The sequence below is a fragment of the Mesorhizobium sp. LMG 17147 genome (assembly GCF_024297145.1).
In the GTDB taxonomy this organism is placed as follows: domain Bacteria; phylum Pseudomonadota; class Alphaproteobacteria; order Rhizobiales; family Rhizobiaceae; genus Mesorhizobium.
In genome coordinates this window covers 1-13783 of sequence record NZ_JANCTC010000038.1, presented here as the reverse complement: position 1 = coordinate 13783, position 13783 = coordinate 1, and the positions used below count along the sequence as shown (strand labels likewise).

General features: G+C 56.2%; 16 protein-coding genes. 11 read left to right on the top strand and 5 right to left on the bottom strand.

Annotated elements, in window-relative coordinates:
• Positions 1-637 precede the first annotated feature (637 nt).
• Positions 638-1294, top strand: a complete 657-nt coding sequence (locus NMG46_RS29215; RefSeq protein WP_254820736.1) for an MOSC domain-containing protein — start codon at positions 638-640, stop codon at positions 1292-1294.
• Positions 1295-1792: 498 nt separating this feature from the next.
• Here NMG46_RS29215 and NMG46_RS29210 read toward each other — a convergent pair whose 3' ends face one another.
• Complete coding sequence (locus tag NMG46_RS29210) at positions 1793-1957, bottom strand: hypothetical protein (protein WP_254820735.1); 165 nt, start codon at positions 1955-1957, stop codon at positions 1793-1795.
• A 4-nt stretch (positions 1958-1961) separates the two neighbouring features.
• Complete coding sequence (locus tag NMG46_RS29205; protein WP_254820734.1) at positions 1962-2255, bottom strand: hypothetical protein; 294 nt, start codon at positions 2253-2255, stop codon at positions 1962-1964.
• 94 nt (positions 2256-2349) lie between these two features.
• Here NMG46_RS29205 and NMG46_RS29200 point away from each other — a divergent pair, with 94 nt between their 5' ends.
• From NMG46_RS29200 to NMG46_RS29180, 5 genes are all read left to right on the top strand, one after another.
• The gene (locus NMG46_RS29200) at positions 2350-2628 is read left to right on the top strand and encodes a hypothetical protein (protein ID WP_254820733.1); all 279 of its coding nucleotides are present in this window, start codon (positions 2350-2352) and stop codon (positions 2626-2628) included.
• Between the two features lie 399 nt (positions 2629-3027).
• The gene (locus NMG46_RS29195; protein ID WP_254820732.1) at positions 3028-3600 is read left to right on the top strand and encodes a DUF1003 domain-containing protein; all 573 of its coding nucleotides are present in this window, start codon (positions 3028-3030) and stop codon (positions 3598-3600) included.
• Between the two features lie 183 nt (positions 3601-3783).
• Positions 3784-4047: a hypothetical protein gene (locus tag NMG46_RS29190; RefSeq protein ID WP_254820731.1), complete on the top strand. Its 264-nt coding sequence runs from the start codon at positions 3784-3786 to the stop codon at positions 4045-4047.
• A 792-nt stretch (positions 4048-4839) separates the two neighbouring features.
• Complete coding sequence (locus NMG46_RS29185) at positions 4840-5025, top strand: hypothetical protein (RefSeq protein WP_254820730.1); 186 nt, start codon at positions 4840-4842, stop codon at positions 5023-5025.
• A 254-nt stretch (positions 5026-5279) separates the two neighbouring features.
• Positions 5280-6587 carry an aspartyl protease family protein gene (locus NMG46_RS29180; RefSeq protein ID WP_254820729.1) on the top strand — a complete coding sequence of 436 codons (1308 nt, stop codon included), beginning with the start codon at positions 5280-5282 and terminating at the stop codon, positions 6585-6587.
• Positions 6588-7419: 832 nt separating this feature from the next.
• On the opposite strand, the gene NMG46_RS29175 is transcribed toward NMG46_RS29180, so the two are convergent.
• The gene (locus NMG46_RS29175) at positions 7420-7602 is read right to left on the bottom strand and encodes a CsbD family protein (RefSeq protein ID WP_254820728.1); all 183 of its coding nucleotides are present in this window, start codon (positions 7600-7602) and stop codon (positions 7420-7422) included.
• Positions 7603-7797: 195 nt separating this feature from the next.
• Here NMG46_RS29175 and NMG46_RS29170 point away from each other — a divergent pair, with 195 nt between their 5' ends.
• Both NMG46_RS29170 and NMG46_RS30100 read left to right on the top strand, forming a co-directional pair.
• Complete coding sequence (locus NMG46_RS29170; RefSeq protein ID WP_254820727.1) at positions 7798-9612, top strand: PAS domain S-box protein; 1815 nt, start codon at positions 7798-7800, stop codon at positions 9610-9612.
• A 620-nt stretch (positions 9613-10232) separates the two neighbouring features.
• Entirely contained in the window at positions 10233-10514 is a 282-nt protein-coding gene (locus tag NMG46_RS30100) for a CsbD family protein (protein ID WP_368389332.1), read from the top strand.
• Between the two features lie 199 nt (positions 10515-10713).
• Here NMG46_RS30100 and tnpB read toward each other — a convergent pair whose 3' ends face one another.
• Entirely contained in the window at positions 10714-10956 is a 243-nt protein-coding gene (gene tnpB, locus NMG46_RS29160) for a transposase (RefSeq protein ID WP_254820726.1), read from the bottom strand.
• Between the two features lie 68 nt (positions 10957-11024).
• Positions 11025-11501 carry a transposase gene (locus tag NMG46_RS29155; RefSeq protein WP_254820725.1) on the bottom strand — a complete coding sequence of 159 codons (477 nt, stop codon included), beginning with the start codon at positions 11499-11501 and terminating at the stop codon, positions 11025-11027.
• A gap of 291 nt (positions 11502-11792) precedes the next feature.
• On the opposite strand from NMG46_RS29155, the gene NMG46_RS29150 reads away from it, so the two are divergent.
• The 3 genes from NMG46_RS29150 to NMG46_RS29140 form a co-directional block, all read left to right on the top strand.
• Positions 11793-12572 (top strand): basic amino acid ABC transporter substrate-binding protein, encoded by a 780-nt coding sequence (locus NMG46_RS29150; RefSeq protein ID WP_254820724.1) that lies wholly within the window; start codon positions 11793-11795, stop codon positions 12570-12572.
• Positions 12573-12661: 89 nt separating this feature from the next.
• Positions 12662-13327 carry an amino acid ABC transporter permease gene (locus NMG46_RS29145; RefSeq protein ID WP_254820723.1) on the top strand — a complete coding sequence of 222 codons (666 nt, stop codon included), beginning with the start codon at positions 12662-12664 and terminating at the stop codon, positions 13325-13327.
• A 164-nt stretch (positions 13328-13491) separates the two neighbouring features.
• A partial coding sequence (locus tag NMG46_RS29140) for an ATP-binding cassette domain-containing protein (RefSeq protein ID WP_254820722.1) occupies positions 13492-13783 on the top strand: 292 nt, incomplete at its 3' end.

Here is a 13783-nt window from a genome sequence, read left to right as displayed (position 1 = left end):
GCTGGAGGCCGGCGGCGAACGGGTCGGACGCATCCGCGAGCGGCTGCAGGCGCTGACCGAGGGCGGCGACATCACCGTGTCGCGGCTGTCGGTGGCGTCCGGCCTGATGAGCGATCTGACGGGGCTGAGCGGAGGATTCACGTAGTTAGTTCACTGCCCCAGTAGCCTCGCGACACCCTGACTGAGGCCGATACCGACTCTGGCAAGCTCGGACATGATCCTGGGCGCGGACGACAACGCGACTATCGCACGGCGCAACGCCAGAAGCAGGGGCTATCCACACCGTCAATCGAGCATGCCCTGGCCAAGCTCAACATTCTACTGCGCGCCAAAGCGGAACGCGCCGTCTTGACCAATGATAGCCTCCGATCCTCAGTTGCATCGTGCGCGATCCTAAGTTCGATGTTCGCGCATTGAAGGCAACGTTTCGGCAGATCATCGTAGCCGAGCTCCTGTCAATCCGTCAGTGCATGACTCAGTGTTATATCAATAAAGAAGTTATCAAATAACTGAATTACTATCCGGCAGATAAGCAAGAACGGTGAGAAATCTACATGAGTTATGACTATGATTCTATCACAGATAATTCAGATTTCGTAAAAAAGACGAGAATAAAATTGAAGGGCTAGCTGTGTCAATGATAGAATCAATAAACATCGGACCTCGTGTAGAAGTAGAGATATTCGGTGTTATTAAACTGACCGCCTATGAGAAGCATCCTGTCGACGGGGAGGTTACGCTCGACGAGCAAGGGATAGTAGGAGATGGTCACTACGCTCGTGAAGCGGAGGAGGGCCGAGATCACGCCATTCAGCTTTGCAGCACGGACAATTACAAATTTTGGGAGGAGCGTTTAAACAAAAAATTGCGCCCCGGCGTTTTCGGTGAATCCGTCACATACGAGGGGCCAAACGAACATTCCGTTCGTATCGGCGACATAATAAAGATTGGTCTGGTGAGGTTGGAAATCACCGGCCCGCGCATTCCGTGCGCCAAGCTCGCACATTTCATTGGGGAAGACTTATCTTTTCCTCGAGTATACCACCAGACGTCGAGGACTGGCATCTACGCCCGTGTGCTGAACGCAGGGCGCATTGCAGCCCATGACCAAATCCAATTTGAGGCCACAAATCCATCTCTGCCGTTAGTGGCTGATATCGCGGCAGCGCTCCTGGACAGGACACCAAACCAAGATTGGATGACAGCACTAACGAAAGAGCCGCGGCTTTCAATCATGATTAGGAACATGTATTTGAAAAAGCTGGAATCTGTATCGAGGCGCGGGACAAATTGAATTACGAAGGGATGCAATAATATTGAAAATTCTTCTTGTGTCTGGCTGAGGACTTGTGGGTGATATCGCTGGAAATGAACTCGAAAGACGATTCGCTTGTTCGATGTCCGTGCCATACAACTCACCTCGCAGGGGCTGGTTAGTTCTTGAGCCAGGCGACGCGAGCGGCGAGCGAGAGGACAGTAAGGAACTGGTCCGCTCTGATTTGGTGGCAATGTTGGACTGTGTGCGTTGGCTTGCCACCACCGTCGCGGTGTAGCGGCGGTAGCGCCCCGGCACATCAGCCGAGGGAGAGCCCGCTAGGAAGCGCCGTAGGATGCTGTTAGAACCGGACGGTCGTCGACACGTGCCATTCCGCAAAGCTTGGAACGCAATTTGTACGGGATCACACTCTAATAGATGAAGCTGCGCCAGTGTCAGAATCGACCGCCGGAACCCCTTAAGTCGGCCAATGGACGAGATAGGTACCAAGGCATTAGAAGCGAATGCAAAGGGCGGTCAGCCGTAGGCGCTCGGGCTGGTGTCGGGCGTATAGATCATTCCAACGCGCTTGCCGCCGCACTTGGCGCATTTCAGCTTCGGAATGAGGTCATCGGCCATTGCTGGCGCGTCCGGGCCGAGCTTGGCCTTGAGCTTTGCCAGCGGGGTCCAGCCTTTTGCCACGCCCTTATCCCCGGAACCGCTCGGTGGTCCAACGGATCTTCTCGTCGACCTTCATCGGCTTATGGATCACCAGGCGCTTCGGCAGGTGTTCGGGATGCACCTCGAGCAGGGTGACCTTCACCGTCGGCTTGCAGCGGCTGCAGTCGAATTTGAGCTTCAGCGGGTCGGCTCCGCCGCCATAGACCATCATCAGGTCGGCGGAGCGGCAGTAGCGGACATTGCCGCGGCTGCATTCTGCCTTGACGAGCATGTTGTGCCGGGTCGCCTTGCCCAGCGTGTCGATCGGATCGTGCGCCATCCCTCTAGAAAGGGAACATATTCCTGTTCCGTCAAGAGGCTCTTGACTCATATGTTCTCATTTCGTTCACTGTCAGCAGATTGGAGATACAACCATGAAGCCGATTACAGCGACCGAATCCGAGCAGCCCGAGATATATGCCACGGTAAGGCGCGAGCGGGCCGCCATTCACCGGGCCGTCAGCAAGATGGCAAAGCAAATGCGTGGCCTGTCCGACGTCAGCCAGAAACAGGCTATCGCGGAGCTGACGGCCACTTGGATATTGGCGATCTACCCTGGAGACCTCGATCTGGCGTTGTCGCTTTCGGATGCGATGCGCCACCAGACCGACATTTATCTGAGAGAGAGCAAGAAGCCCGGCGCTCACCACTGACCTATGCGCAGCCGTCGGCCCTCGCCGGCCAAGATTGACCGCGAGGGCCTTACCAGGTTGCCCTGCCCGATGATCTATGCACGGGACACAGCTTCTCCCTGATCCGCGATTTTTGCGAAGAGCGGGGGCTGGTCCCGATCAAAAGGCAGGGGCGGCGCTGAGAAATGCCACGCGGGCAGTCTCCGGTCCTACACCTTCATGCAGGCCATGGGTGCTTGGATGCGGCGCCCAGTTTCTCCAGTGGGCCAATCGTAATGCATCAGGTCAGGCTCGCGTTTACGCGTTCGACTCTACCTCCCGCGAAAAAGTACCTGTCGATACATGCGATCTAGCCGTCGCCTTGGGGGCATGGAGCAAAATTCAAAATGCATTGTTAGGTGTAAAGATTAGGAGCGACCTATGCACCCCAGCTTCACCTCGAACGATATGGCTCGCGGCACTCCGACTACGCTGGCCGCGGAAGGGCTAGCTCCGACGTTGGCCCGCAACATTGACGCTCTCGTCGAGCGTAGAAGGCGAGAGGCGAAAGCAGCTTCTCTTCAGGAAAGGGCCGCCGCCGCAATCAGCAGATTTGCCGGCAGCATGATCTTCGTCTACATCCATCTCGTTTTCTTTGGCGGCTGGATCGCCTTTAACACTGGTATCGCTCCGATCGTTCAGGCTTGGGATCCTTCTTTAGTCATCTTGGCCATGCTCGCGTCCGTGGAGGCAATATTTCTCTCCACCTTTGTGCTTATCAACCAGAACCGAATGGCCGCTGAAGATGACGCGCGGGCTGATCTCGATCTCCAGGTTAGCCTGCTCAACGAACACGAGACGACCAAGCTGATCAAGATGGTCGAGGAGATTGCCAAGCGTTTAGACATCCAGACGGAAGCAGACGAGGAATTGAAGGAACTGAAGCGCGATGTGGCGCCCGAAGCAGTTCTCGACAAGATCGTGGAGGCAGGAGATCAGCCAACGCTCGGCTGAGCGGCTTAGTGGCTAGCGTGGTTGGCCAACTCCTGCCTGCACGGCTGCCCGTCATCCCCGCACGCAGGATCACACCGCGAAAAACGGCTCGATGTGTTGCCATCCACAGAGCGCTTGCTTTGGGGGCGAAATCGCCATCAATCCAGATGCGATCGGCACGAAAGACACCGGGCAGCCTTAACAATGCGGTCGACATTGCCGGTCGTTGACGATCGCCAGACCAGCGCCAGTATTCTGACGATGGATGAGAATTACATTTATGGCGAAAGAACCGGACTGCAGCTCGTTCGCATGGCGATCGAGATGACCTGCCCGGCTGGCGTGCTGCCGAGCGAGGAGGCGGTCAACCTGCTCTATGGACCGTTGCCGGTGCATGAGGGCGAGGCGCTGGCTAAGGCTATTATGGAGGTTGAGAGGCTGGCGCGCCGCGACGGGGAAGATCCGTGACGCCGATGCTCAGTGACGCTCGGCGAATATCCAGCCACGCCCTTAGCTCCTCCAGGCTATTCGCGCCATTTGCAAATGCTGACATGACTAACCGGGCGACATCGTCACGGCCTTGCTCATCCAAAATACCATGCGCGAGGCAATACTCGTCCAGCGCTTGGTGAAGAATGCTAAGCTGTTCCGGGTCAGCTATTCCTGTGAATGGCATCGTGCCAACTCCCTTTTGCGTTAGGGCGAAAGCGATCGACACTTTCAATCGCCCCTATGCCGTTCGAAAGCAGGCGACGGTTCATTGTACGAGATCGGGCAGAAGAGTCTATTCGGAAGTTAGATGGAACCCTTCCGAGGTGGCCGCCCGCGGTTATCTGTTCTTTTTGAGCAGACGAGCTTCCCTTATAATCGAGCTTCGATCGAAGCCGATCAGCGACACTATCTCGCGTATTTGTTGTTCGGTGGCCCCCGACTCCCGCGCAAGATCTCTTACGATTTCGGCTTTCAGGGCTGGGCGCTGTTCTTCTGCCATCGCGCAAATGCCTCTTGTCAGGCCAAGAGTGCGGTAGTCACTCCTAACCGTCAGCGGCCATGTTGTGTGGCTAACGGTTTACCATTTTACGCTTTCGGACAGATTTCCGCCAGTGGGCTGGAAAAGATAGGCCTAGCTCTCATCGCCAGAACCCAGCAGCGAAGCGTGGCGTATATACTTAGCCAGAGTGAACGTAACGTGATTCCGCGATGCCGACGAAACAAACTGACTTACCGGCCGTTGGGAGTTGTCAGAAGAGACAGCGCACCATGGACGAGGACAACGTCGAAGTTGAGCGATTGAAGGATTTGCAGGCTCAGTGGATCTCTAAGGAGACCGGCATAACGGAAGCTCAGGCGCGCGAGCTGGTCGACATGATTGGCATTGACCGCCCATCATTGCCTCGCGAGGCGCGTGCACTGAAAAGCCGCCCAAAGCCGCCGATAAATCGCTAGGCCGTGAACTCATAAACACGTTGCGCGATGGGTGACGAGAGTCTGCTTTGGGCTGATCTCCGGAAGTCACTCCTGGTCGGGCCACTTTCAGAAAGCGCCAGAGCGGCAATGTATAAAGAGACATTGGTCTCAATTCCGTTGGCTGTAGAGGAACGGCATATCCGCAGCGAAGTAGTTCTGCCGCGGCCGCTTGGCTGATATGCTTCGCTCATCGCGCCGCCCCTCGCTCGCCTCCCTCGCCGGACTCTGAAAAAATGAAATCCGCCAGAATTTGCCTCGCACTCCTAGTGGTGCTCGCGCCTTGCGCACTCTCGGGACAGGCGACAGCGGAGGAGAAGCCATCGCCGGTCGATTCCGCCGACCAGTTCTTCAAGGCCGGGGAGTTTGCTGAGGCAGGCGAACAATACGCCAAAATCACCGCCGACCACCCCGATGACTATTCGGCAACGCTCCAGTTGGGTCGGATCGCGCTGCTTTCCAACCGGCTTGATGATGCCGAGCGTTGGCTGAAAAAGGCCATCGACCTCGGGCCCGGCGAGGCCGAACCCAAGGTCATGCTCGCCGAGGCCTATTATCGCCGCGACGATTTCGAAAAGGCGGCGGCTGCGCTGAATGGCGTCGACGTGGGTACCAACCAGTTGATCGTCGATCAGTATCCGACACTCAATGTTGCGAAGTTGCAGAGTTTCAAGGGCCAGACACCCTATGAGGTGCAGGGCGACGGGCAAATCATGCGTCTCAAGTTCCTGAGGACAGATCCGCTACCGTTGGTCAGTATCCGCGTAAACGGGGGCGACGAGGTCACTTTCTTCATCGACACCGGGGGCTCGGAGGTTGCACTCGACACGGACTTCGCCAAGGAGCTTAGCGTCCAACTATTCGGAACGGTGCAAGGCACTTTTTCCGGCGGCCAGACCACCGAGGTTCAGCAAGGGCGGATCGAATCGCTTACGATCGGCGACTGGACGGTGAAGAACCTGCCCGTCGCGGTGCTACCCCTCCGCCAGCTCTCCGAAGGCCTCCACGCCAAGCGGATCGACGGTATCATTGGCACCACGCTCTTCTACCATTTCCTTGCGACCCTCGATTTTCCGAACGGCGAGCTCGTCCTCCGCCGGAAAAACGCGGCAAACCTCAAGGAATTCATGGCTGCCTCGGGCAAGAGCGTCGCGGTCCCTTTCTGGATTGCAAGCGACCATTTTATGGTGGGCCGGGGGCGCGTGGAGACGCTTCCACCTACGCTTCTCTTCGTCGACACAGGGCTGGCTGGCGCGGGAGTCAAGCTGGCGGCGTCTGTGATCAAGGAAGCCGGGATAAAGCTTGAGGAAGACAAAGCTACTTCAGGGGCGGGCGCTGGCGGGACGCTGAAAACCGTGCCCTACGTCGTGCATCGCCTCTCCTTCGGAGAGGTGCAGGAAGAGAACGTCCCGGGCCTCTACGATGGGCCATTCCCCTGGGAGAACCTTTTTGGCTTCCATCTCGCGGGCATGGTCGGCCACGATTTCTTCATGCCTTATGCAGTTACCTTCGACTTTGAAAATATGAAGATCCTGTTGCAGTAGGGGCTTCGATCCGATGGCTTGAGGGGTGTCCTGTATGGATCATTTTGCGAAGTAGCTGGGGCGGCGCAGCCATATCTACTTTGACGGCGACTCCGGAGCGTTTCTAGCCTTTAGGTCCGGTGGCCATCAGAAATTCGCCTCAGAGTAATCTACGTAGATCGACCCGATTTTCTTCCCAACGTTATCTTTCGCGTCGCTGAACCCGTCTTCGAACTCTCCGCGCTCTAAGCGGTCGGCCAACGCGCGCAAGGCGTCTGCTGCCCATTTGTTTAACGTGCCTATGTTGGGGCCGGTCAGTTCCAACTCTACGTCGCACTTCAATGCGGGCTCAATTCCTGTGCGTTTTCCATCGCCACCACCTCATGCTTTCCGCTAAGCATATAGGAGGTCGGCTCGATATGGGAAATGCATATTGCATTCCGTCAGATTTCAAACCGAGACACTACCGACAATGGCAAAAAAGCGCTGTCAATACCAACTTCTTGCGATGGATTTGCCCTGCCGGATAGGCAAACTGGGGGGAAGGAGTAATCGCCTTGACCGTCCTCGCCTATAGCCTTGCCAGCGATGTCAAAAGATCATGGAGGATCGTCTTCGTCCCTGACGAGCTGAATCTCTATGTGGAGTTCAGACAGCCAGGCGCAGATTCCGATCCAGCTGATTGGATGAGCGTGGATGATTTCCTTGCATGGCGCCCTCAAGGCCGCTCCACAAGGATGCGCTCGATCGCTTGGTTTCGCTCATTTGCCAGGCGATGAGCAGCCCGTAAACCCAAAAAAGCCCGACGCACCTTTCGGCACGGCGGGCTGAACTCACTTGCGGGCCCTATGTTTCAATCCTTCAAGGCGTCTCGAATTTTATCTTTTGCCTTGCCGACGCCTTTCTGAAGGCTGCCTTCGACCTTGTCAGCGGCACCGTCAGCCCGAAGCTTGTCGTCGCCCGTCGCCTTGCCGATCTTGTCCTTCACGTCGCCGCGGAGTTTCTTCGCGGAGCCCTTAACTTCGTCCTTGTGCATCGTTCTTCTCCTTTGAGCAGAAACTCAACGAGGGCGGGACCTGAATGTTCCGGTGATTCCGAATAGGACTTACCTCTTGCTCACCAGCCCTCTTGGTTGCAAATCCTGTCCGTATAGATCGACCTGGACCGGCGGAGCGGAACAAAATCCGACATGGTGGAGTTGATGGGGGTTCAAACTTGAGCGGGGACGGACGTGAACGAATTGCCGCACGCAAATGTGGTCGCCTTCAAGGAATCAAAATCAGTCAAGGCTGACACTGAATCAGTCAAGGCCGACACTGATTTCGACTACCAGGACTTCTTCGAGAACGGCGCTCTTGCTCTTCATCTGGTGAGCGCGGACGGCGTGATCCTGCATGCCAACAAGGCAGAGCTGGACCTTCTCGGCTATCCTGCGGAGCAGTACATCGGCCGCCACATTGGTGAATTCTATCCCGACCGGGACGTGATCGAGGACATTCTGGGTCGGCTTACCCGGGGCGAGAAGATCGCGAGATATCCCGCGAGATTGAGAGCCCGTGACGGATCGATCAAGCATGTGGAAATCACGTCGAGCGGCAATTTCCGCAATGGCGAGTTGATCAACACAAGATGCTTCACAGTCGATGTTTCCGACCTGCAGCGGGCGCGCACCGAGCTGACGCGCGTGGACAACACACATCGCCAGATTCTCGAGGGCCTTCCGGTTGCCTTATACACGACCGATCAGCATGGGACGATCACCTACTACAATCGCGCCGCGGCCGAATTGGCCGGGAGGGAGCCAGAAGTCGGCAAGGACAAATGGTGCGTGACGTTCAAGCTGTTCACTCCCGACGGCAAGGAATTGCCGCACGACGAGTGCCCGATGGCGATAGCACTCAAGGAAAACCGGCCTGTCCGCAATCAGGAGGCTGTAGCGCAGCGTCCAGACGGGTCCTTCTTCCCGTTCCTGCCCTTTCCAACACCGATACGGGATGAGGGCGGCAATCTGATCGGCGCCGTCAACATGCTGCTCGACCTTACCGATCGCCACCGTGCCGAAGAGGCCAGGTTCCATCTGTCAGCGATCGTGGACTCCTCGTTCGACGCCATCGTCAGCAAGGATCTGAACACCATAATCAAGAGCTGGAACCATGGCGCCGAACGTCTGTTCGGTTACACCGCTGACCAAGCCATAGGCAGGTCGGTGACCATGCTGATTCCAGCCGATCACCAGGACGAGGAGCCCCGCATCCTCGAGCGCATTCGCCGCGGCGAGCGTGTCGAAACGTACGAAACCATTCGTCAGCGTAAGGATGGCAGCCTGGTTCCGGTCTCGCTGACGGTATCGCCGGTGCGTAACGCAATCGGGCAGATCATCGGCGCCTCGAAGATTGCCCGGGACATCACGTCAGCGAGGGAAAACGAGCATCGTATCCGCATGCTGATGCGCGAGGTCAACCATCGCGTCAAGAACCAGTATTCGGTTATCCTTTCGATGATCCGCGAGACTAACAAGCGGGCCCAAACCCCCGCCGACTTCGAACGAGAGGTTCGCGAGCGGATCATGGCCCTATCGCGCTCGCACGATCTGCTTGTCACGGGCGACTGGAAAGGCGTCACCATCTTCGAACTCCTGTTGTCGCAGGCGAAACCCTTCGGCAATGAGGAGCGAATTTCAATGTCCGGACCGACTATCATCCTTAGCCCGAATGCAGTCCAATATCTCGGCATTGCCTTCCACGAACTCGCGACCAATTCGGCGAAATACGGCGTGCTTTCGGGTAATGAGGGCCAGATTTCGGTCACATGGAAAACGACGGGTTCCGGTGCCTCGAGGCTCTTTCACCTGAGCTGGACCGAGACAGACGGCCCTGAGGTGCAGACGATCGGCGAAGGTGGCTTTGGGACCGTAGTGTTGAAGCGGGTGGCGCCCGAATCAGTCGGGGGAAAAGGAAATATCGAGTACGGCCCGCATGGGATCACCTGGACCTTGGAGGCACCGCTGGCCGGCGTTGAGACTTCGCTCGGGGATGAGCCGACGTGATCTTCACTGACATGCATGACGACAGGAACGGCCGGGCCCTTCCTTGAGCCGCAAACTTTGGGAAGGCGATGCCGAGCTGCAATTGTACCGCTTTTACAAACCGTTGACTCAATCTCCCCGGGTAGGATCTTGTCAGATCGAAGCGGTAAGTACGTCTCCTGTCGCCAGGACGCACGGAAGAAGTGGGAGCCTCGTCGGCGACATCCGGATCAAGCAGAGGTGCGCTAGTTCGTGGCGGACGCAAAAGAAAGCCCGCCAGCCAGGCCGAGGGGCGGACTAGCCAGCAGGCGAACGACGGTGAAGTCGTGGGTCCGCCAGTGTGAGGATTTCCATGTCACGCCGCATCAGCCGAATGGATGAAGCGGGTGGGCGCGGTCCACTGGGTCTATTCCCTTTTCCACGGCGTGTCGGCATCAGCGTGGCGGGCGCTTGGTTTCGCTCTTCGGCTACGGCCTGAAGGGTCGCCGTAAGCGCTGGCACGGCATTCGACAGACCGACAGTGCTATCTTGCACCCGATCGAGTCGGGTCAGCGTGCCGTTCTGGAAACGCTCGTTCGCCGCCATATCCTGTACCTGCTTGGTTTCAACGGCGATGGAGTTCTGCAAAAGGAGAAAAAACTATGCACAAGGACGAAGTTAAGGGTTCCGCGAAGAAACTGCGCGGCGAGGTGAAGGACAAGATCGGCAAGGCAACGGGCGATGATAAGCTTCGCGCTGATGGAGCCGCTGACAAGGCCGAAGGAAGCCTTCAAAAAGGCGTGGGTAAGGCGAAAGACAAAATTCGAGATGCCTTGAAGGAGATAACAGTCTCTGGCAGTTCCATTGGATTCTGGCGGCCTCAATATCGGCCCCCAGATTCGATGGACTTGGCAGGAGCGTTAGAATACGTCGAAAAGCCGTAAAGAATAGAGCGCGATCGCGCCAAGCACATAGAACCCAAGAAGCCAGACAACGGGCGCGAAGATTTCAAAGTCCTCTTTGAGCTTCATTGCAGCACTATGCAGTGATCTAAATCTACTCAAGACATACACCCCGCCTATCCGTACATATAACCATGGCGGGATATTTTCGTTCCATCATTGTAGACGCTTCAGTTTGCTCCTAACCATCGTGAGGTGCGGTAGTGCCGGCAAAGTGTAGATGTTGTTGCGCTGCACGCCTCGTGGTCTGGTTCACCACGTCGATGCGGCGCGTCGAGATGTCGAGCAACACCGAGTAAAACAAAAAGCCGGCCGCCCGACTATAAGGGATCGAGCCGACGCCGTGCCAGAAGATCAGCTTGATCCGGTCCGTCCGCTTCGCCCGGAAGACGTGGACGGCCCCGCTGAACGGATCGGCCCCCATCGTCTATCGCACCAGCGCCGCCAGCCCCTCCGCACTCTTGCGGAAGTCGACTGGCTTTGTCGCCACCATTACCTTGACCGCACCCCGTCGGCCCGATCACGTCGTTGCCTTAAGCGCGCGCGGATTACCGCAGCCACCGTCTTGGTATCGGCGCCATGGCCAACGCGCATGGCGACACCGTCGATCTCAAGCTCGATCACGCCGGCGTCGCGGACCGTCTTCTGCTTCCGTGGTCGTGCTGGGCGCTGCGCCACCGGTTCCGGCAAGGACGCTGCAACCACCGCAGGAACGAACAGAGATTCTGATGCCGTCGCCTCTGCCGAGGGCTGACGCGCAGCTCGGCGCCAGGCAAACAGTTGCTGCGGGGAAAGCGCATATCGGCGAGCTACAGCACAAACCGTCTCACCAGCCTCGTAGCTCTCCGCAACGATCCGCGCCTTCTCCTCTGGAGGCCACTCGCGTCGCCGGCCGGAGCCCGTGAACACCTCGAACCGGCGCACCGGCTGCAAATCGTTCGACTTAAGCGTAAGCTCTGAAATCGTCATATGTCGAAGCCCTCAAAGGCTCCGAACATCGTCCTTCACGCCGATCCCCGAAAGGTGCCGTCGGAACATCGCTTACGGTCAGCCCTGTGCGGCATTCTGTGAAAACGACGCCACTGTCACCGCACTTATGGACCTGGTTTTGATCAAAGGCGATTTGCGGCTCCCAAGGGCGGCGACCCAAGCTCATCAACAGTTGCGCCGCCCTGCATCCAAAGTTCGACTCGTCTCCGTTGAATCGAACGCGTCAATCTCAGACAGTTGCGCCGTGCCTCCAAAATAAGGATAGAAGTTATGGACTTCAGCTTCCGCTCGCACGCAAAACAGATGTTTGGCGCAGCTGCCATCATCATGCTCACTTCTCTATCCCATGTTTCCATTGCCTGGCCTCAGGATCTGAAGGAACTGTCTTTTGCTACCGACCCCACATACCCTCCGTTCGAGTTCAGCAAGGATGGCGTACTGGTCGGCTTTGACATCGATCTCCTAGCCGCAATTGGCAAAGCTGCCCAATTTAAGGCAAAACTTGAGAGTTTACCGTTCGATGGCATCATTCCAGCACTGAAGGCAAGCTCGTACGACGGCGCCATCGCTGCCATGGTGGCCACGGAGGAAAGATCCAAGTCGATCGACTTCTCGAAGCCCTACTTCAAGACTGGCCTCGTGATAATCGTTCGCGCAGACAACACGACTATCAACGGCAAGAAGGATCTCGAGGGGCAGAGAATTGCGGTCGAGATCGGTTCAGCGCCAGCTACATTGGCCGGCACGATCCCGGGGGCGAAGGTACTAACCTTCAACGGTTCAAATGCGCCCCTTCTTGAACTCGCAAACGGAAATGCCGATGCCGTTATAGGTGATGAGCTTGCCTCTCAGTACGCCATTACTGCAGGGACAGCGAAGGGCCTCAAGGTCGTGCCAGGATATGTATCAACCGACGTATACGGGATCGCGTTCCCGAAGGGTTCCGAAAATGTTGACCTCGTAAATCGAGGCTTGCAGAAAGTGATAGACAGCGGCGAATATGCAGCAATCTACAAACAATGGTTCAAAACTGAGCCGCCCAAGTTCTGAATTTCTAACATCTGTTCCCATTTTTCAGAAAGTCTCCCCCGCCAAGGGGGAGATTTAATTATTCAGATTTAGCAAAGTAAGATAATGTAATGGCGCATCTTCAGGTTATGATCGACAGTCTTCCGACGCTTCTAATTGGCGCGAAGTTGACTGTATTGCTGGCAGTCATTTCATACGCCCTAGCTCTATTGCTTGGTACATTAATTGCGGTCGGCAGATTAAGTAATAATCGGATAATTAGTTTTTTTTGTGCGATCTATGTCGATTTTTTTAGAGGAACCCCTCTGCTCGTGCAGATCTTTATGGTGTATTTCGGAATTCCCTCGCTGCTGCAGGACTTTGGTATTCCGTTCCGTTTTGACCGATTTTATGCCGCCGTCTTGACACTCAGTCTTTATATTGCGGCCTACGTCTCAGAGGATTTGCGCACGGGCGTAACGTCATTGGGAACCGGTCAATGGGACGCAGCACACGCGCTGGGCCTCCGCCCACTGTATGTTTGGACCTTGGTCATTCTTCCCCAAGCGTTTCGGCGCGCTCTACCCTCCCTTGGCAACGAAGCGGTGGGCATTATCAAGGACACAAGTCTCGTAGCAATCATCGGCTATGAGGAACTATTTCGCAAGGGACAGCTAATTGTTGCAGAAACCTACCAGCCGTTTGAAATTTATGTAGTAGTTTCGGCTATCTATCTTATCCTAACGATGCTTACGTCTTCTCTTAATCGGTACTTGGAAAGCAAATTTAAGAAATAAATATTTGCATCAGGGTGTGCTTGGCTCGATCGGAGGCGCATTGTTCTAGATGGCACCCGCAAAATTATTTCAAGTGAACCTTATGCTCCGGTCTCAGATTGTTCAGCTTATCTAAGCGGGCCGCTTTATAGCACTGCAATTTCAATCAACAAGGGAACAGGCTAGTGGCCACAGAAAATGCGATCAGTGCCGAAGAAATCAAAGTTGACGCCGAGAAAATGCATATCTCTGACACCGATGTCGCCATCGACATCGTCGCCATGCACAAATGGTACGGCGAATTCCATGTGCTGAAGGACATCAATCTAAAGGTGATGCGCGGCGAGCGCATCGTCATCTGCGGCCCGTCGGGCTCCGGCAAATCGACGATGATCCGCTGCATCAACCGGCTGGAGGAACACCAGAAGGGCAAGATCATCGTCGACGGCAAGGAACTGACCAACGATCTGAAGAAGA